General features: G+C 38.5%; 14 protein-coding genes. 12 read left to right on the top strand and 2 right to left on the bottom strand.

Annotated elements, in window-relative coordinates:
• Positions 1-145: 145 nt before the first annotated feature.
• Positions 146-1,315 carry a DUF1822 family protein gene (locus tag RIV7116_RS19255; protein WP_015119981.1) on the bottom strand — a complete coding sequence of 390 codons (1,170 nt, stop codon included), beginning with the start codon at positions 1,313-1,315 and terminating at the stop codon, positions 146-148.
• A gap of 19 nt (positions 1,316-1,334) precedes the next feature.
• The gene (locus tag RIV7116_RS19250) at positions 1,335-2,507 is read right to left on the bottom strand and encodes a sigma-70 family RNA polymerase sigma factor (RefSeq protein WP_232435710.1); all 1,173 of its coding nucleotides are present in this window, start codon (positions 2,505-2,507) and stop codon (positions 1,335-1,337) included.
• A 2,251-nt stretch (positions 2,508-4,758) separates the two neighbouring features.
• On the opposite strand from RIV7116_RS19250, the gene RIV7116_RS19245 reads away from it, so the two are divergent.
• The 12 genes from RIV7116_RS19245 to RIV7116_RS19185 all read left to right on the top strand — a co-directional run bounded on the left by RIV7116_RS19245 (position 4,759) and on the right by RIV7116_RS19185 (position 20,156).
• Complete coding sequence (locus RIV7116_RS19245; protein ID WP_015119978.1) at positions 4,759-6,291, top strand: NAD(P)/FAD-dependent oxidoreductase; 1,533 nt, start codon at positions 4,759-4,761, stop codon at positions 6,289-6,291.
• 367 nt (positions 6,292-6,658) lie between these two features.
• Positions 6,659-8,191 (top strand): cytochrome b5 domain-containing protein, encoded by a 1,533-nt coding sequence (locus tag RIV7116_RS19240; RefSeq protein ID WP_015119977.1) that lies wholly within the window; start codon positions 6,659-6,661, stop codon positions 8,189-8,191.
• Positions 8,192-8,346: 155 nt separating this feature from the next.
• The gene (locus RIV7116_RS19235; RefSeq protein ID WP_015119976.1) at positions 8,347-9,582 is read left to right on the top strand and encodes a type III polyketide synthase; all 1,236 of its coding nucleotides are present in this window, start codon (positions 8,347-8,349) and stop codon (positions 9,580-9,582) included.
• Between the two features lie 158 nt (positions 9,583-9,740).
• Positions 9,741-9,941 (top strand): hypothetical protein, encoded by a 201-nt coding sequence (locus RIV7116_RS19230; RefSeq protein ID WP_015119975.1) that lies wholly within the window; start codon positions 9,741-9,743, stop codon positions 9,939-9,941.
• 22 nt (positions 9,942-9,963) lie between these two features.
• On the top strand, positions 9,964-10,194 hold the full coding sequence (locus RIV7116_RS19225; protein WP_015119974.1) for a peptidoglycan-binding protein: 231 nt from the start codon (positions 9,964-9,966) through the stop codon (positions 10,192-10,194).
• Positions 10,195-10,527: 333 nt separating this feature from the next.
• A complete protein-coding gene (locus tag RIV7116_RS19220; RefSeq protein ID WP_015119973.1) occupies positions 10,528-11,817 on the top strand; it encodes an NAD(P)/FAD-dependent oxidoreductase in 1,290 nt (429 codons plus the stop codon).
• A gap of 134 nt (positions 11,818-11,951) precedes the next feature.
• Positions 11,952-13,667, top strand: a complete 1,716-nt coding sequence (vioE, locus tag RIV7116_RS37050) for a violacein biosynthesis enzyme VioE (RefSeq protein WP_015119972.1) — start codon at positions 11,952-11,954, stop codon at positions 13,665-13,667.
• A gap of 177 nt (positions 13,668-13,844) precedes the next feature.
• Positions 13,845-15,080 carry an MFS transporter gene (locus tag RIV7116_RS19205; RefSeq protein ID WP_015119971.1) on the top strand — a complete coding sequence of 412 codons (1,236 nt, stop codon included), beginning with the start codon at positions 13,845-13,847 and terminating at the stop codon, positions 15,078-15,080.
• 148 nt (positions 15,081-15,228) lie between these two features.
• On the top strand, positions 15,229-16,539 hold the full coding sequence (locus tag RIV7116_RS19200; RefSeq protein ID WP_015119970.1) for an ABC exporter membrane fusion protein: 1,311 nt from the start codon (positions 15,229-15,231) through the stop codon (positions 16,537-16,539).
• Positions 16,536-17,717 (top strand): ABC transporter permease DevC, encoded by a 1,182-nt coding sequence (gene devC / locus RIV7116_RS19195; protein ID WP_015119969.1) that lies wholly within the window; start codon positions 16,536-16,538, stop codon positions 17,715-17,717. Before RIV7116_RS19200 ends, devC begins: the two co-directional genes overlap by 4 nt.
• A gap of 46 nt (positions 17,718-17,763) precedes the next feature.
• A complete protein-coding gene (locus RIV7116_RS19190; protein WP_015119968.1) occupies positions 17,764-18,498 on the top strand; it encodes a DevA family ABC transporter ATP-binding protein in 735 nt (244 codons plus the stop codon).
• A gap of 131 nt (positions 18,499-18,629) precedes the next feature.
• Positions 18,630-20,156 carry a heme peroxidase family protein gene (locus tag RIV7116_RS19185; protein ID WP_015119967.1) on the top strand — a complete coding sequence of 509 codons (1,527 nt, stop codon included), beginning with the start codon at positions 18,630-18,632 and terminating at the stop codon, positions 20,154-20,156.
• Positions 20,157-20,509: the final 353 nt, after the last annotated feature.

The following is a 20,509-nucleotide window of genomic DNA, read 5'->3' as shown; positions in this document are numbered from 1 at the left end:
TTCCCTTTTTCCTCCTAACTCTTTCCTTCGCTTGTAATTAGTAATCGCTAACTGATGATTGCTAGCAACTATTTTATCCAAATTAAAATTGCGAGGTAAATTGTTAGGTAAATAATTACAAATAATTATTAAGTGTATAATATTATTAAATGGTAAAATTTTCTGTTAATTGATAATCGTCAAGACTTACTTGAATATTAAAAATTTCTCCCTCTTCACCTTTAAAAAGCTTAAGCTGTATATAGTTATCTTCAAGTCTGGCTTGTACTTCCAGAATAGTTTCTGCTGATTCTGTAAGCAAGGCTAATTTTATCTTATAAGGTAAATATTGATCGTCGATAGGATGGAGCTGTACGCGAATACTAATTTGCCCGTCAGCTTCCGGTATCAATTCCACCAGCAGAATCACTTTTACAGACTCTGCTTCCTTTCCTAAATGAATTGTCTTCGCTCGTTTGACACTAGTAGTACTTCTTAAATTAAAAGCTAAATTAGTATTATTTAAGTTAAAAATTGTATCTATTGCTTGCCAAGAACTATCGTAAATGCCTTGCAGCCAAGCGCTGAGATTTACCCCTGGGGATGATTGGTTTTGCTGCCCTCGTCGCTGTTGATACAAGCCTTGCCGCCACTGTTCTTTCTCTAATAGCGCTCCCCAGTTTGTAAATGGTACTTCAAGTCTAGGACAGACAACAGAGGAATTGCTTAAACGTTGCAGCATATTTTCGGCTTGAGCAGTCGATAATTCTGGTAACTTCGGTATAGCAGCTTTAATATCTTCTATTTCACAAAATTGGTAAGCCATCCAAAAAGCATTTAGGTCTTTTGTTAAATGCCGCGCATCCATACAATAAGTCCTATCCACAGGATCGTACTCAGCTAATGTTTTTAGCTCTTGATGGGTTGTATAGCCCCAAAATCTTACCCATTCACCATCTGGCGTGACTTGTACAGCCAAGTAAAAATCTGCGGCAAAGCTAGGAATATCTACCCATTCTTGAGGTACTTCCAACTCGCTATCATCAATTGATTCGCCCGGAATTAAAACAATTCGCCTTTGATTTAATAAAACTGCTGTACCGTTGACAAATTCCCAAAAAGCAGGAACGTTAGAAAAACTGTTCCAAACATTTGCTTGCAGCGCATATTCAGTTTGCACCCAACTGAGAAACCCATGCAGGCAAATTTGATTTATATAAGCCAGCCAACGACTGCTAGGGGTTGTATAACCCTGGCTCTGCTCCCATAAATTGGATTGAATCGTTGGTGTTATTTCTAACAACCACTCTTTTGGATCTGCAAACGCACAAGTCATTGTTGCCACCTTTTTTAAATTACGGATTCATGTTGAAATCTCCAAACTGATTTCTTAACCATTCTTCCAGAGCAATGCTCATATCTTTTATTTGGTTAGCATTGACAGAAATATTCAAATCAACACTCCATTTGATTAATGCTGCCATCAAAGACTCTCTACTTTTAACGAGTTTGCGGGATACTGTCGGCTGGCTCATGTCTAACTGCTGCATGATTTGCTGCTGAGTCATTCCCTGCTGGTAGTAAAGCTGGAGTACTTGTTTCGATTTAGCATCTAAAGATTCCAAAGCTTGGGATAAGACACCAAAAATTTGAGAAATTTGTTGTTTTTGTTCCTGTAAATCCTCCGTGGCTATCATATCAGCTATTGTTGAGTCGGAGGAAGGGTCTGCTAAATCTAATGATTGATCGGAATCCGAGTTTGCTCTGAAAGTATTTAGCGACTTGACAGATGGAAACAAGTAAGCGCGCACGTAGATCGCTGATTGATTTAACCACTCTTCAACTGTTTGTGCCCTGCAAGAGGAGCTAGCTTGAGTTAACTGATGTTTATATTTGTTGTAGAAATTAGCGATCGCCTCCCATAACTGCGAGGTTGGTTGGGGTAAAGATTTTGTACTGCCTGGGTGGTTTTGCACGTACAGTTCTTTGAAACCAGTCCAAGCTAAGCGATATTGGGAAATTTGAAGACTAGATAATCCAGCATTTTCAAGAGCTTCTAAGAACAGCTTTTTACTGACTTTGCGTAATAATGCCCAATTAGTGCAGCTATACGCCTCCTTACGTTGTCGTAAAATGTCTCTAAGCTGGCTTTTAATTGCCATCATGGCATAAGCTTTCAAGCTAGAAGACTTTTTTGAATTAAAGTATTTTAAAACTGTTTCAACTTCTGCATTAGCCATTTGAAAATAATCTGCAATACTATATTGGCTATTGTTTAAAGAAGCAGCAGTTTTTCTCGAAACCATATAGCATGGCTCTTGTAAATATGCTAAAAGGTGCATATTAGCAAGGCTTTTGGATGTTGATTGCGAAGACCAATGTTTGTGCCAATATAATGCCCAAAAATTCTCTTTTTTTGACTCCTCTGGTAAAGACCTGAAGCAATTCTGCATACTACGATGCAGTTTCTTATCAACACACCATTTGCTAAATGTATCTTTTTCTACTTGAGCAAAGGTTGAGAACATTTCTATAATGTCTTGACGGGGGCGCATAAGCAACTAATAGTTTACATTTATCCAGTGGGGGAAGCATAAACTATATTCTAAGTCTTTATCCAAATTTTTATTCCTAAACTCAGTATTTGTATGTATGTATTAATTTGAATCTTTTTGAATCTTTTTAGTCATTCCGCACTTAGTATGCTAGTTAGCCGAGTCGTAAAAAGGCAGAACTTATTACACAGAAGGGAAAATAATTGATTCATCAGAAGTCGCTGAATATGAACAAACATAAAAAATTATTCTCATCCACCCTTCAGAATTAATGAAATGCAATACTACTGGTTTGTCCCATTAGTTCTGAGGAGTCCAAGAATTTATTTGTAGGTTGGGTTGAAGGTCGTGTAAGCGTTCACGCGAAGCGTGCGGCTCAGCTTTCTCGTAGAGTAAGCCGACACCCGAGTTAGGTTGCGCTTCACTTAACCCAACCTACGAAAAGGTATTTTAACTAAGGAATAAGTCATCAAGATTAATGGGACAGACCACTAGGATTACTTCGCGCAGTGAATAATGACGTAATTTCGTCCCTTTTACGTAAGTCCTAATTTTTTTACCAAGGCTTTAACGAGTCACAAGATTCTGGTTTGTGCCGTACACTCATTGCCTTATTGTTGCATAAGTCCTATTTACTTTTTTGGCGTTGCTGATTAAAAGTATGCCGCAGCCCCCCAACCCCCAATTCTGAGGGAGATAAATCATTTCAAGTCCCCCAGAATTGGGGGATTTAAGTAGGTAGGCACAAATAAATCTATCTATGTAACGAAATGTAAAACAGCTGAAACTATTGCGATTACTTCGCTTCACTCCGTTACGCTCGTAATGACATAGTTAGGTTTTATCGTACTTATCTACTTAGGGGGCTAGTAAATGCTATAAAAAAATTCATATTTTAATTCAGCAACGCCACTTTTTTAAATTTATTTTGAGCATTTTAAGTGTTAAAGAGCCTTATTTTTAGGCATTTCCTTTTTACGCGATTAAATCGACTGAATAAAAATATATCACTACTACCAATTAAGAGATTGGGAATCAAAGCGCATAAATTATAGCTAATGACAACCTATATGTATTTAGAAAGCGGTAAAAATCTTAAACGCTGACTAAGACAACTAAAAATAAGGAAATAGCATAATTTAGGAGGATTAGTTTTGCTAAAATTAAACGGGTAAAATGATTGCTATAGGAATCCGTTTTGAATATTGAAAAAATCTAGGTATTTGTAGGGTGTGTTACGACGCTAGTCTAACGTACCGAAACCCTTACATCATGGTGCGTTGCGCTTCGCGACAACACACCCTACGTATATTTCAAAAATCAATTAGGATTCCTATATGTCTATTTTACAAGTAATAGGACAAGCATAAGTAGCAAAAAAATCATCATCACACAGGTAAAACTGAATAATTTACAAACAACGAACCAAGTATGTATTTAGGAAGCAATGATAATCTCAAAATGCTGACTAACAATAAATAAAGGTCAAAACCATTATTTTATTTTACTAACTATATAAGCCACAGCAAGTTAGTAAATATCGGTAGTAAATTCCGCATCAATATTTCAATGTTTGATTCGGCTAACTATCGAATAATGGACCTAACTAAATTCTTTGAAGGAAAACATCATGACTGCAATATCTGATTCTAAATTTAGAACCAGTACCTTAACATCTGCAAAAAAATTTGGCGTTGCTCAATTGAAATATGAATTTGTTTTCTAGCATTTACTAGCCCCCTAAATACCCCAATTCTGGGGACTTAAAATGATTTATCTGGGGGTTGCTTCGGCATACTTTTAATCAGCAAAGCCAAAAATTAAAGATTCTTTGAACTAAACATTCACAGAAGTTATGCCTTGTAGATGTCTGCATGGACATAAAGAGCATATAGAGAATTACATTTGAGTCAAATACATTTTCGCAGGAAAGAACTCAGTCAGCATTTTCTGTGCTGCAAAACTGATGAATAGATAAGGGAAATATCCTTATATACGGGAAGTTTCTTGTTATTCATATATAAGACTTACGCAACTGGCATATTTTTCTTGTAGGGTGCTGTGACACTTTTACTGACGAGCAACATAGTAATAAGGTTTATATTGTCACGCACCACCTAAGCTTTTTGACAATTGCGTAAGTCCTGATATATTTCCTTGCAACATCCGTATTTGATTCAAAATTTGAGAGAACAACTGTCACCACGAAGAAAGGTTTTTGAAAATGGATGTCAAAACAATGCTGCATGAGTTCAAGTTCGATAATTACCAACAAAGCAAACGCATTACCGTTCTAGGTGCAGGTATTGCTGGTTTGGTAGCTGCTTATGAACTCGAACGTATGGGTCATCAAGTCGATATTATGGAGGGCAGTCCGCGTATTGGCGGTAGAGTCTGGACGCATAGATTCGGCAATGATTCTTCAGCGCCTTACGGAGAGTTAGGAGCAATGCGAATTCCTTCAGATCATGAATGCGTTTTGCATTACATAAACGAGATGGGATTAAGCGATAAGTTATGCAAGTTTGTGACTATGTTCGAGGAAAACAATGCTCTGCTAAATATTCAGGGTAAACTATGTCGCATTCGGGACGTGGCAGATAGGGCATTACAGAAGCTCTATCAAGGTCTATTCTTAGACAAACGCTACAGCGAAAAGACTAAGCTATTTGCAGCTTGGCTCAAGACTATAGTCAATGCCATCGGCTCTGGAGAGTTACGGGAATGTCTCGAACATGACTTAACGCATTTAATGGATAGGCTAGAGACGTTAGATTTGCAGCCTTTTCTTAATCTGCAAGGTAAAGCTATTGATATCCATAGGTTTATTAAAACCCATCCAGATGTTAGAGAAAAATGCAGTAAAGCACTGGATTTGTTTCTCAACGATATTTTAGTTGAGACAAGTCCTAATCTAATGCAACTACAGGGAGGGATGGATCAATTAACTACCAATCTAGCTGAAGCAATCAATGCTCCCATTAGATGCAATCAAGAAATAGTCGCTTTGAGAGTACTTGAAAATGGCGTTGAGGTTTCTTGGTTGGAAGAAGGGCGACTATATACGAGGCACTGCGACTATGTGTTATGCACTATCCCGTTTTCAGTGCTGCGGAAGATAGAGCTAAGCGGCTTTGACGATAAAAAAATAGCTGCAATCAATAATGCGGTTTACTGGCCAGCAACAAAAGTTTTATTTCATTGCGCTCGCCCTTTCTGGCAAAAGCATGGAATCTTTGGGGGTGCCTCTTTCAGCGATGAAGGGATTCGCCAAGTTTACTATCCTTCTGTTAGCAATAATTCTTCCCAAGGAAGCGTATTATTAGCTAGCTACACTATTGGCGATGATGCTACATATCTGGGAAAAATGTCAGAGCAGGATCGCAGTCACTATGTAAAAAACGCTCTGAGTAAAATTCATCCTGAGATTCAAACACCCGGTATGCTTTCTGATACAGCGACTATTGCTTGGAGCACTTACAAATGGAGCGCTGGGGGATGTTCCGTTCCTTGGAATCATGATATGTCATATGAACGTCATCAGTATCAAGATATGGCAAGGTCTCAAAATACGCTGTTTTTTGCGGGAGAACACTGTTCTAGGCTACCTGCATGGATGGAAGGCTCCATCGAATCAGCACTGCAAGCCGTACATGATATTGCGAGCTACAAGCCTTCTGTCGATTCGACAATGAAGTTTACTTCTATGTCCCTAGGCAAGGTTAAAACCTCAGCTTCTGTGCCAATTTCTAATTGAAGCAGAGAATTAGCAAAATTCACAAAGTCCAAGATAATTTTCAACAGTGAATAAAATCAAATCACTGTTACCAATTGAATTTAAAGAAGCCGAGCAAAAAGCTTAATGTATCTCATATCTTGCAGCAGTGCTAGAAACCGGGTTTATTTTTGATTTCATAACTACATAGTAATGTTTTCACAACAAGAAACCCGGTTTCTTTTAGCTGATTAAGAATGGTGCAAAAAGTTTGATGTATGCAAGATGAATAAAATCAAATCATTGCTACCAATTAATAATTATAAGGCGAAGTCATTAATAACATTAATTGGATTAATTACCGCTTCTTTCAAATCTTACAAGCCTGATATTCTTTTACACGAACCAAATGAATAACCATACTACCATTGAACAAAACCAAACAACTGCAAATATTAACCATCTCAACAATTCAGTTCTAGAAGTTCGCGAACCAGCGTCAGAAACTACATCATTACCAAATGTCTGGATTTATGATGGTGAAGCTTATGATTTGACAGAATTTATTGGCAAGCATCCAGGAGGAGAATTTTTTATTCGCCGCACCAAAAACAGAGATATTACCACTTTCGTTAATTTTTTTCATCGTAACCCCGATAAAGTGAAAAAAGTTTTAGAAAAATATTCTTTGGGGCGATTTGCAACAACAGAAGATATTCACCCTACTTGTTGGGCACCTGAGTTTCTGTTTCATCAGGATTTTGATAGCTGGAGAGACACGCCAAAATACAACATTAAAAAAGAAAACCAGCTACTCAATCGCATCAATTCCAGATTAAACGAGCCAGAAATGCAGAAAAAGGTGGCTCAAATGGACTTATTGTTTAATGTCGTCAGCGCTCTCCTAGTGATTGCATATATCCTCGTGGACTGGCTGCGCTTAGATTTTAACCAATATATGCCAGCTTACGTTTTTATACCTTTAATGGCAATCATAAAAATTGCACTTTCAGGTACGGGACATTACCTACTGCATCGCCCCCAAATAGGACTAAACAAAATATTTGCCAATCTATTCGATATTAACTATGTGCCTTTGGCGATAGTACAAATTGACGGACATAACTTAATGCATCACCCTTTCATTGAAAGCAAAGTGGATGTTAAGAAAAATGGCACCGTATCGTTCTTCTTGGAACTACCCCGTTACTATCGAATTCCCCTGCATACTTTGCACACAGCGGCTCACGTTATCTCCGGCATGTTTGCCCAGATAACAATTGTAGCAATCCTATCTATCCAAGGAAGAATCAAAGAACTAAACAATCAAGGTAAACAAACTGACATATTTCCTCTGGGCTTTCCGGTAGAAAACTTCATTGGGGCATTTGGAGTACATCTTCTGCTATTAGGTGAATTAATTGTCTTTACTATTAACGGTGATTTTCTCGCTTGGCTTGGACAATTTTTAGTTACCCTTTGGCTAGCTACTTTCTTAATTCTTGGCAGTCACGATTTTGACGAAGAAAAAATCGATAAAGAAACAAATTGGCAGGAACAAGATTGGGCTGTACTTCAAATTGAAAACTCTTGTGACTTAAGCATGATTGGTAATAAATATGTTGACTGTTTTCTATCAGCAGGTTTAAGCCCTCATCGCGTTCACCACGTATTACCCCAACAAAAAAGTGGTTTTGCCAACATCATTAGCGAAGATATTGTTCGAGAAGAAGCGGCGAAATTTAACGTTGAATGGTTACAGCCAAAAAACTTTTTCACAGACCGCTTACCCACTTTAATTCATCAATGTTTAACAACTCGCTCTCAAATGGCAAAAGACAATAAATTTGGAATATTCCAAGAACATTTTCATCCTCAAGCCTTAAAAACAAGTATCGATTATATTGTTGTTGGCTTTACTGGCTTTAGCGGCATTGGTTAAAGTTAATTGTAGCAAAAGCTAATAAATTTTAACTATTAGCTTTTCCTCCATCATTCTCAAAACACTCTACATACCTTCGGTTTCTGAAACTATTAGCTGCTATCTCTTCAACTCAGACAAAGATTTCACGAACTTCACTAATTTGGACTAAAACTATGACTAACACTACTATCCGAGTCAAACAGCAAAAGGGATTGATAGCAAGGCTTTCCAATCATAATATTTCAAACATCTCAAGCAAACAGGTATTACCAACAATTGAAGGCATCGCCACCGGTACCCCCGACAACATTATTTCTCAAAAAGATGCAGCAGAATTTGTAGCTAATCTCAAAAATTTAGATCGCAATCGTCACCGTATCGCCAAAATTTATCAAAACACTCGTATCGAAGAAAGACGTTTAGCAGTAAATTTATTATCCGAAGAAAGCTATGAATTTAGCCGTAAACAAGGTACAATTCAACAGCGAATGGAGATGTTTGAAGAGTATGCATTTCCTTTAGCAGAAAAAGTCGCTAAACAAGCCTTAAAATCTGCTGAAGCCAGCACGAGAGATGACGGTTCTTTATACTCCGATAATATTGAAGAGAGTATTGGACTAATTGTTTTTGTAACCAGTACGGGATTTGTTGCCCCAGGAATTGATACAAAACTAATCAAAAGTTTAGGATTGAAACGAAATATTGCTCGTATACCGGTGCATTTTATGGGATGTGCAGCAGCAATGAATGGTTTACGAATTGCCTGCGACTATATAAAAGCTAATCCCAATCAAAGAGCTTTGGTAGTTTGCTTGGAGTTGAGTTCAGTTAATGCCGTATTTGAAGACAACATAAATGACACCATTATTCACAGCATTTTTGGAGATGGATGTGCAGCAGTAGTGCTTGGTGGTAGAGAAGAAAATATGTTGTTTGGTAGAAATAAAATTGTCATTAAAGATAACTTCAGTTATTTAGTTGACGATACTGAAGATGGGATTCGTTTGGGAATTAATGACAGTGGTATTACCTGTAAGCTATCGCGCGATTTACCTAGCTACATTGAAAATGGCTTAAACCCAATTATCAATAATTTTCTGGCAGATTGCCAACTTACAAAAGAGCAAATTGATTTATGGGCTGTTCATCCCGGCGGGACTCGCATTATCGAGAAAGCACAAAGTTCTTTAGGACTCACTGACGAACAAGTAGCAGATAGCTGGGAAATATTACGTCAATACGGCAATATGCTTAGCTGTGCGATTTTATTTGTTATTGAGCGAGTAATGCTTCGTTTAGAATCAGAATCTTTTCAGGATGGGAAAACTATCCCAGAAAAACTGACTGGGCTTTCATTCTCGTTTGCTCCCGGAATTGGTGTGGAAGGTATTTTATTCGAGAAATATTAGAATCAAATATCTAATTTATTGAGCCACTATTCAAGAATTTATTGTACTAGAAAAGGAGGTTATGTTTATAGCTATTTTGACTGGTTACTTCGATTCATCTTAATATCAACTGCTTTATTTATACATTCCAAGAATAAAGCTATGCACGAGGAAAACAAATGAACATCACTAACAACTGTGTCAATCAAAATGTATGTGAAAATATGACCCAAATCCAAGAAGATTTAGAAGTGTTAATGAACAAGCTTCTTGAGAAAGTAGGAAATAAACTTCAAGTCGAAAAGCAAGCAGAATATACCCAGGCACTTGAAGACACCAAGCTCGTAATTGCGAAATTCAAAAGTAAATACTGTAATTAAATTATTCAGGAGAAATAAAACAATGAATCAGCCTCCAATTTTACGTTTAGGTAGCCAAGGTTCTGAAGTAGAACGCTTACAACAATACCTATCTGCGATGGGATACGAAGTACAGATTAACGGCAAGTTTGAAGAAAATACAGAAGCAGCTTTAAAGAAGTTTCAACAACAGCATAATTTAAATGTTGATGGTGTTGTGGGAGCGCAAACTGGACCGCAGTTGAATATCGCTTACAGTGCTTTGAAAGGTTAAACCGAGTAGTCTACTTCATTAATTATGAGGGGTTCGTAGTTGCGCTTACTCTGCGAGAAAGCTCCGCTCATAGCGCCAAATATTTAGGGTTTCAACCTTTAGGTACAAACAATGCTTTACCCCTCATAAATAATGGGACAAACTAGTACTAAACCACATTAATTTTGCGGATTTCGTAGTTGCGATTGGGCGAAGACCGCGCAACTACAAACTAAATTTAAATCTATCAAAATTAATGGGACGAAGAGTTAGGCATCAAAGCATTTTAGAGGCAGTTTACTAACGAACGGGTGAACAACTGATAACTAATAACTGAAATAACTGAGGGAATTCATGAGTAAAATAATTATTGTTGGTGGAGGACTCGCAGGCGGACTTGCCGCTATTTATTTAGCCCGTAGAGGGCATTCCGTCCACGTAGTAGAAAAACGTTCAGATCCGCAAGAAAATATCTCTTCATATGTAGATAGATCGAGTTCCCGAGGAATTGGTGTCAGCATGACAGCAAGAGGAATTAAAGCAGTTCTCGGTGCAGGTATTCCCAAAGAAGAATTAGATTTGTGCGGTGAGCCGATATCTGGCATGTCTTTTTTTGTCGGAGGTAAATTTAAAGTTAGAAAATTAGTTCCAGTTGAAAATTTATTGCCGCTTTCTTTAGATAGATCCGCATTTCAGAAGTTACTGAATAAACACGGCATAATCAATGGTGTTAAATATCATTTTGGGCATAAATGTATTGATGTTAATCTCGAACAAAAATATATAACTACCCAAGATAAAAACGATGATTTTCATTATATATCTGGCGACTTAATAATTGCTACAGACGGTGCTCGTTCAAAAGTTCGTCAGGCTATGCAAAACGCTATCCGTTGCTTTGAATTTCATCAGTCATTTTTTAGACATGGTTACAAAACTTTAGTAATACCCGATGCCGCGAAGCTAAACTTTCGCAAGGAATTATTATATTTCTTTGGCATGGATTCAAAAGGCTTGTTTGGCGGCCGTGCGGCAATCATTCCAGATGGTAGCATCAGTTTTTGCATCTGCTTGCCTTATAAGGGAGCAATTAGTTTGAACATGCAAAAGAAGGAAGAAGTTTTGCAATTTTTTACGCGCTATCTCCCCGAGATGCCAGCAGATACCCGTAATGAAATGGTAAAACAGTTTCTCGAAAAACCCAGTAACGATTTAATTAATGCTAGATCGAGTACGTTCCATTACAAAAAAAATGCATTACTACTCGGCGACTCTGCCCATGCAACCGCGCCATTTTTGGGACAGGGAATGAATATGGCACTTGAAGATGCCCAAATATTTTCTCAGCTATTAGAAAAAAATCATGACGATTTTGAAAAAACCCTACCTGAATTTACCCAGTTGAGAAAAATAGAAGCTGACGCTATGCAAGATATGGCACGTGCTAATTATCAGGTATTAAGTTCTTCCAGCCCTATATTGCCCATGCGTATTAAATACACAAATTTTATGCACAAGAAATTTCCTACAGTTTACCCCCCCGATATGGCTGAAAAACTCTACTTTACCTCAATGCCTTACAGCCATTTACAGAATCTGCAAAGCCAGCAAAATGTTTGGTACAAATTAGGTCGAATGAATTAGTCGTTATGTTGAGCCAAAATATGCGCTCTGAAGAACCCAGCATAGTTCGCGTAGGTACTAATCGCAAATTGTGCTAAAAGCCCAAAAAAACAACAGCTTTATTACAAATTAAACAAATTCAGGAGAGTCAACAAATGAAAATCTTAATTGTAGGAGCAGGCCCCGCAGGATTAATTTTTGCTTATCAGATGAAAAAACTCAAACCAAACTGGGATATCAAGATAATTGAAAAAAACAAACCCCAGGAAGTGGTAGGATGGGGTGTGGTATTACCCGGTCGCGCACCTCATCACCCAGCTAATCCCTTATCGTATTTAAATGATTTTGACCAACTCAGTGCCCAATACTTAGAAGAGTTTAAGTTAGTTCATCGTAACCAGAGCAATATGATGAGTACGGGGCTAACGCTGTGTGCTGTTGAGCGTCAGGCTTTAGTGCGTTCTTTACAAGAACACTGCAAGCAAGTTGGTATTGCTATTGACTATTCATCTCCTGCAATGTCTGAGTCCGATCTGAATAGAGATAAATATGATTTAGTGGTGCTATCAAATGGAATTAGCCATAAATCTAATTATTTCAGAGAAGCACTGAAACCGGAAATACAGTATGGCAAAAATAAATATATCTGGTATGGCACCAGCAAAACCTTCGATTTTTTAAACTTGATCTTCAAAGTCGATCCTAAAGGTGTTTTCATCGCCCACGCATATAAGTATTCCAACGATATGAGCACCTTTGTGGTAGAGTGCAGCGAAGAAACTTATTTAAATGCTGGACTTGATAAGCTTTCAGATGCAGATGCTGCTGCTTTTATCGGTACGGTATTTAAAGATGAATTGGATGGTCATGCTTTACAAGGACAAAATGGCTTGAAATGGCGGAATTTCATGACTATGAGTCATAGTAAATCCTACGACCAAAACTTGGTATTGTTAGGTGATGCGCTTCAATCGGGGCATTTTTCTATCGGGCAAGGAACAACTATGGCAGTTGTAGGGGCACAGATGTTAGTCAAAGCCTTGCATGAACATAGCGATGTTTCATCTGCTTTAGAATCATTTGACCAAAAAGTCATGCCATTGATGAATTTATTCCGCAATCATGCCGATGCCAGCCGCCTATGGTTTGAGAATATCGATAGCTATATAAACCTTAGTAAAACCGAACTTACGGCAAGTTTTGATGCACGTCGCGCAACCTTACCTTCTTTACCAGCAGCCCTTGGTAAAAATTTGAGCCAAGCACTCGAACGAACCTCGGTGAAAACAGAACCCCAAACACCACCTCTACTTCCAAAACAATGGAGTACTAGCTATGTTTCCTATTGGCAGCCAATGTTGGATGAAGACCAAATAACTTCGGGATATTGCTGGTTTGACTACAGTAACAATCTTGGTCGTATAGATGGTTTATTTAATCCTTGGAGTGAAAAGGAAACTGGACATAGATTGTGGATGTCTCAGATATTTACCCCAGGTAAGGGAGAAACACGCATGAGTAAAGTAGCTTACGCCAGAAAAGAAAACGAGCAAACAGCTTACAAAGCAGTTAACTTAGAAGATGATGTCGATTCCTGCCATGAATTGTTGCTAACGCAAGATATATTGATTCGCCATAATGCGACTTATGCAGGCAGCCATACAATATTAGGAATCAAAACAGATGCCTGGAAGTTTAAAAGACCTGGAAAAGCTGTATCGACTTATTATTTCAAGCAGGGCACGAATCATTTGATACGTATGGTTACGGGAGACCCGAATAAACATGCCTCGGTAAGGGATTTTCCTAACTTAAATACAGAAGTCATTTCGGGTAATATTTTTGATTACCATAACAACCAACAGTCCTAATTAATTGTTCTTTTGTTTTCATCCTCAAGCATTTTGGGACTATCAACACTTCGCTAAAGTACACAGAAATACTAAGAGCAGGGGTAAGAAAAAGAGCATTAATACCAACAATCTGTCAATTTTTCTGCCCCAAGTTCTCTTCAATCTCAGGTAACACTACACATCCATTAATTAACTATGCAACCAACTATGCAGCCCGATTTGACAACTACCAAAAATCCTCTTCGAGACCGCAATCTTTATATCATCATTGGTGTTACCTTAATTTCGATTATGGGCGCTCCCACGATTGCACCTATACTGCCAGATTTAGCTAAAGTTTTTGATGTCTCTCTCAACGAAATTCAATTAGTAATGACCGTGTTTTTTCTACCCATGAGCATTGCTACCCCTATTTTAGGTGTACTAGCCGATCGCGTAGGAATAAGAAAAGTTTTAGTACCGTCTTTATTACTATTTGCAATTGCTGGAGGTTGTATTTCCTTTGCCCAGGATTTTCAAACTCTCCTGGGGTGGCGATTTCTTCAAGGTTTGGGTGTTACTAGCTTAAATGTTATAGCTTTGACCATGATTAGCATGATGTATCGAGGCAAAGCTTTAACCACGGCAATGTCTGTGAATGTCAGTATAGTAGGCATTAGTACGGCTATTTATCCGTTGATTGGTGGGGCATTAGCAGGTTTTAGCTGGCGATACCCATTTTTGCTCGCAGTTATCGCCTTTCCTTTGGTGATGTTAGTTTTAATGGTACTTAAACTTCCCACAAAAACCAGTATTAGCCAACCCAGCAATCTCAAGAATTATTTAGGAAATACCTGGCGCAGCGTTAACAATACTTCCGTGCTGGGACTACTTTTGGCAATAGGTTCGATATTTGCAATTCAATCTGGAGCCTTTATGACTTACGTCCCTATCCTCGCAGGAGTTAAATTTGGGACTTCTGGATTGCTTAATGGCTTAATTTTAACCACTATGTCAATATCTTTAGCGATAGTTGCTTCGCAGTTAGGAAGATTAGCCCGAAGAACATCGGAAATAAATTTGATTAAAATCGCTTTCATTATTGTTGCTGTTGCTGTGTTGATTACTCCTGCAATAAACAATGCTTGGTTGTTAATCGTGCCCAGTGCTTTATTTGGTGCAGCCCAAGGTTTGGTAATGCCTTCTAGTCAAGCATTATTAGCAGAACTAGCCGCAGAAAATGCTAGAGCCGGATTTATGGCGGTTAATGCTACCGTACAATCAATCGGGCAAGCACTCGGTCCGTTAATCGCTGGCATCTCCTTCGGCTTATGGGGTATGGAAGGAGTGTTTTGGGTAACTGCTGCTATTTCTCTAGCTACATTAACTCTGCTTAATTTTCTACTCACTCCCAGACGCAACAAAGGCTGGAGCAACGAAAATTATCGGTGAAATAGGGAATAGTAGGGAATAGTTTGGATAATAAATAGTTCGTTATAGCTATTAAGAGAGAATATTATCCTAATTTCCTCCCTATTAAAAGAATGTAGACGAGATAGATATTTACATGACGTTTAAGGGGTATTGAATCAAGTACATTATGAAATCAGATACAGCCACTACTAATAATTCAATATCTTGGAAACCAAGTTTTCGACAAGGTATTATGCTGACAACTGCTGCAATACTTATTTTAGGTGGGATAAGAACTTTCGCTACTAAGAAGTCTGAAAACCAACAATCAAATACGGTTGCGAAACCCGAAGTTGTGATACCTCAAATTAAAACCGTAACAGCTTTAGGCAGACTTGAGCCAAAGGGAGACATAGTCAAAATCTCAGCACCAACATCTAGTCAAGAAAATCGACTTCAAAAATTATTGGTTAAAGAAGGAGACAAAATTAAAGCAGGACAAATAATAGCTATTCTCGATAGTCAAAGTAGACTGCAAGCAGATATTGTCAAAGCAGAAGAACAAGTAAGAATTGCTGGTGCTAATTTAGCCAAAGTCAAGACAGGAGCCAAAAGCGGCGAAATTTCAGCCCAAAAAGCAGTAATTGCCCGCCTGCAAGCGCAGTTAGAGGGTGATATAGCCGCGCAAAAAGATGTTGTGACTCGACTTAAAGCCCAACTAGAAGGTGATAAAGCTGCCCAACAAGCAACAATCGAAAGCATTGAAGCAGAAGTAAGAAATGCCGAAGCTGAATATCGGCGCTATCAGCATCTATATAATAACGGTGCCATTTCCCGTTCAAACTTTGATAGTAAGCGTTTGGCAATGGAAACCGCTCAGAAGAAAAAAAACGAGGGCAAAGCTGTTTTACGTCGCATTAACGCAACAGGGAAAAAAGAAATCAGCGAAGCACAAACAGTTTTATATCGAACTCAAGCAACGGGGAGAAATCAAATTAGCGAAGCCAAAGCCACCTTAGACAAAATATCCGAAATACGTCCTGTAGACGTGCAAGCAGCACAAGCAGAAGTTAGAGATGGCATGGCTACAGTTAATCAAGCGAAAGAAAAACTTAAACAAGCTTACGTGCGATCGCCTCAAGATGGTGAGGTATTGGAAATATACACGCGCCCAGGAGAAGTAGTTTCTAATAATGGCATTGTAGAGATTGGGCAAACCAGTCAGATGTATGCAGTTGCAGAAGTTTATCAAACCGATATTAGCAAAGTAAGCTTGGGACAAAAGGCGAAAGTTACCAGTAATTCTTTACCAAATGAACTATATGGCGAGGTAGCTCGGATTAGTTCAAAGGTTCGTCGGCAAGATGTAGTCAATACAGATCCTAGCGAAAATATTGATGCCAAAGTAGTTGAAGTGTACGTAAAACTTCATAAGGCTTCCAGTGAAATAGCATCCAAATATACCAATTTGCAAATTGAAGCGGAAATAGAACTATGATTGGATTCATTCAACAGCTAGGGCGACGAACGCCTTTAGGATGGCTGCAACTAAGTCGTGAAAAAGGTCGGTTACTAATTGCAGTATCGGGGATTGCCTTTGCTGATGTTTTAATGTTTATGCAGCTAGGTTTTCAATCAGCGCTATACAATAGCAACACTCGCCTGAATCGCTCTTTGAATACCGATATTGTATTAATTAGCCCTAAAGCTCAAAATATGCAGAGAATGTCTACATTTTCACGTAGACGAATGTATCAGGCTAAAGATATAGAAGGTGTAAGCTCTACACAAGGGATGTATGTTAATGTTATCCTTTGGAAAAATCCCCAAACCCGCGAAGAAAAATCGATTCAAGTTATAGGAATTAATCCTCAAAAACCTTCTTTAAACTTACCTGCGGTTAATCAACAACTCCAGTTAACCAAATTACCAGATACATTTTTATTTGACCGTGGAACTAGAGGAGAATACCAACAAGCAATTGCTCAAGTAGAACAAAATCAAGTAGTTACAACCGAAATCGAAAAACGTACTATCAAAATTGCTGGATTATTCGATTTAGGAAGTTCTTTTGGGGCAGATGGAAACTTAATTACTAGCGATGATAATTTTTTACGGCTATTTCCGAAGCAAAAGGCAAGCGCTCTCAATCTTGCTTTAATTAAAGTTAAACCTGGATACGAATCGGCTCAAGTTGCAAAAGAAATCAAATATCATCTTCGAGAATTTGATGATGTCAAAGTTCTAACTCATGAAGAATTTATTCAATTTGAAAATGAATTTTGGGCAACTCAATCTCCCATCGGTTTTATCTTTGGATTGGGAACGGCAATGGGCTTTTTAGTTGGTGTAATTATAGTTTATCAAGTTCTCTCCACAGATGTTAATGCTCATATTAAAGAATACGCCACATTCAAAGCAATGGGATATCACAATCGCTATTTGCTTACCATTGTGATTGAAGAAGCAATAATTTTAGCTTTACTAGGATTTATACCGGGAATGGCACTACCTATGTGGCTATATCAAAATACACGAAAGGCTACTATGCTTCCCGTTTACATGACTGTATCCAGAGCATTGTTAGTCCTAACATTAACTTTTGTCATGTGTATGATATCTGGTGTTATTGCCACTCTTAAATTGCAATCAGCCGACCCTGCTGACATGTTTTAAAGGTTAATTATTTTCAATTAAACTCAGCTATTTTATTTTAAATATTATGGAACCTGTTGTATCTATAAAAAATCTCAATCACTTTTTTGGTCGTTCTCAATTACGAAAGCAAGTATTATTTGATATCAATTTAGAAATTAACGCAGGTGAAATTATTATCATGACTGGGCCATCTGGTTCTGGTAAAACAACACTGCTAACTTTAATTGGTGGATTACGTAGTGCGACATCAGGTAGCTTGCAGGTATTAGGACGGGAATTACTTAATGCTAGTCCCAGAAGATTAACTAATGTGCGACGAAGTAACGGTTATATTTTTCAAGCACATAATTTACATGGCAGTTTAACAGCGATACAAAACGTCAAAATGGGTTTGGAAGTACATAAAAACCTTTCCCGTTCGCAAATGCAAACTCGCTCCCAAGAAATGTTAGAGGCTGTAGGTTTAGAATCGCGGTTGAATTATTATCCAGATGATTTGTCAGGAGGACAAAAGCAGCGAGTCGCTATAGCGCGTGCCTTGGCTCCTCATCCCAAAATTATCTTAGCCGACGAACCCACTGCTGCTTTAGATAGTAAATCGGGTAGGAATGTAGTTAACCTCATGCAAAAACTAGCTAAGCAGCAAGCTTGCACTATCCTTTTAGTTACTCACGATAACCGTATCCTCGACATTGCAGACCGGATTGTAAATATGGAAGATGGTCGTTTAGTTGGAGTGGGAGAAGCCCAAAACCTAGCGGATAGAGAATGTGTCGGGGAAACAATCAACTCAAATTGATACATATCAAAGTTCACCCTTACGGGTACTGCATCATGAAGTATTTTGTAACATACTCTAAATATGCGCGAAATTCGCGTTGTTTGAATAGTTGTTAAATATTACAAATTAAACCGAAAAAGGTTATTGATATGTCTAGACTTCATGGATTTAGTTATCGTACTGGTGAGAATCAACCTAATGGTGAATTTGCGCCAACTGGTAAATTCGGAAGGATGTTTCCGAGATTGCGTGCTTTTACACCCTCAATAGGCAGCTTGACTGAGTTGGGTGAAGCAATGAATGATGTAGATTCCAATTCAATCGAGGGCGATAACAAGAATGTACCCGCAGGTTATACCTATTTGGGTCAGTTTATCGACCATGATATTACTTTTGATACTACTGCTTTACAGGAAGTTTTAGTCGATCCCTTGGCAGTCAGAAATTTTCGGACTCCAAGATTAGATTTAGATAGCGTTTATGGTGGTGGTCCCAAAACTCAAAGATATTTATATCAAGTTCGTGAGAACGATTTATTTTTGATCGGTAAGACAAACAGTCAACCAGGAGGCGGTGATAGTTCTATTCCCACGGAATTACCTAATGACCTTCCTCGCGCTTCCAGTAAACTCGCTATTATTGGCGACCCCCGCAACGATGAAAACTTGATTGTTGCTCAGACACACTTAGCTTTTCTCAAGTTCCATAACAAAGTAGTTAAGGGAATTAAAGATGGTAGTATTCAGCCTATAAGTTCCACCGATAAATCTGTTTTTGAGCAGGCTAGAGAGTTAGTTATCTGGCATTATCAATGGATTGTCTTAAATGATTTTCTAACTAGAATTATTGATGTATCGCAGCTAGAGATTGCATTACACAAGGGTAGAAAGTACTTTAGATTTAGAGAAGAACCATTTATTCCTGTAGAGTTTTCTGTCGCAGCTTACCGTCTCGGTCATAGTATGATACGTGCTGACTATGACTTTAACCGCGTGTTTACTCCTCGTCCTGGTGGAGTCACTCCGGCAACTTTACAGCTATTATTTCAGTTCACCGCTGAATCAGGAAATTCCGTTCCCATTCCTAGCGACTGGATTATCGACTGGAGAAGGTTCTTCGAGATAGATTTCAACGTTCCAGTTAACTTTAGCCGCAAACTCGATCCATTCCTGGTTGAACCTCTGAAAATGATACCTAATATTCCAGAACCTCGCTCTCTGGCTGTGAGAAACTTACTTAGAGGTCGCAGTCTCGGTTTACCTTCCGGACAAAGTGTAGCTCGCTTTATGAGATTTAAGCCTCTAAATAAAGCAGAAATCTGTTCTGGGATAGACGGATTAGTCGCTGAAAAACACAATTTTCATATAGAATCTCCACTGTGGTACTACATCCTCAAAGAAGCCCAAGTCCAGCAACAAGGAAATCGTTTGGGACAAGTAGGAAGTCGTATTTTAGCTGAAGTATTTGTCGGACTTCTCAAAGCCGATAGCAGTTCTTTCCTTGCTTGTAATCCAGATTGGCGACCAACCCTACCCGCTCAAAATCCTGGAACCTTTACCATGAGCGATTTATTAAACTTTGTAGGAGACATTAATCCTATAGGCGATGAGCCGCGCCTGAATGGCGATCGCACATCTGAGACTGGTGATGTTTCTTCACCCGTAGCTGTTCGTTAAGAAAAATAACTTGCATAGACTACTCCTATCCCGCCCTAAGATTGCCTATCTATTTTTAACTCTTTTCTCTGCGGTTTTTTATAGGAAATCTTTTACCGGGAAGGAGTAGTACTCGAGCAAACCAACTTTGCCGGTTAAAGATAGGGAGGGGGAAGAGGGGGAAGAGGGGGTAGAGAATAATTTTTTCTCGTGATTAACCCCCCATAGTTACCTTGGTGGACTACTAGTGATTTGTCCCATTAGTTTTGACTGGTTTGATAAAGCTTTTCGTAGGTTGGGTTGAATGAAATGTAAGCGTTCACGCGGAGCGTGCGGCTCAGCTTTCTAGTAGAGTAACCCAACACGGATGTTGG

It is taken from the genome of Rivularia sp. PCC 7116, from assembly GCF_000316665.1.
In the GTDB taxonomy this organism is placed as follows: domain Bacteria; phylum Cyanobacteriota; class Cyanobacteriia; order Cyanobacteriales; family Nostocaceae; genus Rivularia.
Note: the sequence above shows the minus strand (reverse complement) of the source record. Positions and strands in the feature narration are given on the sequence as shown.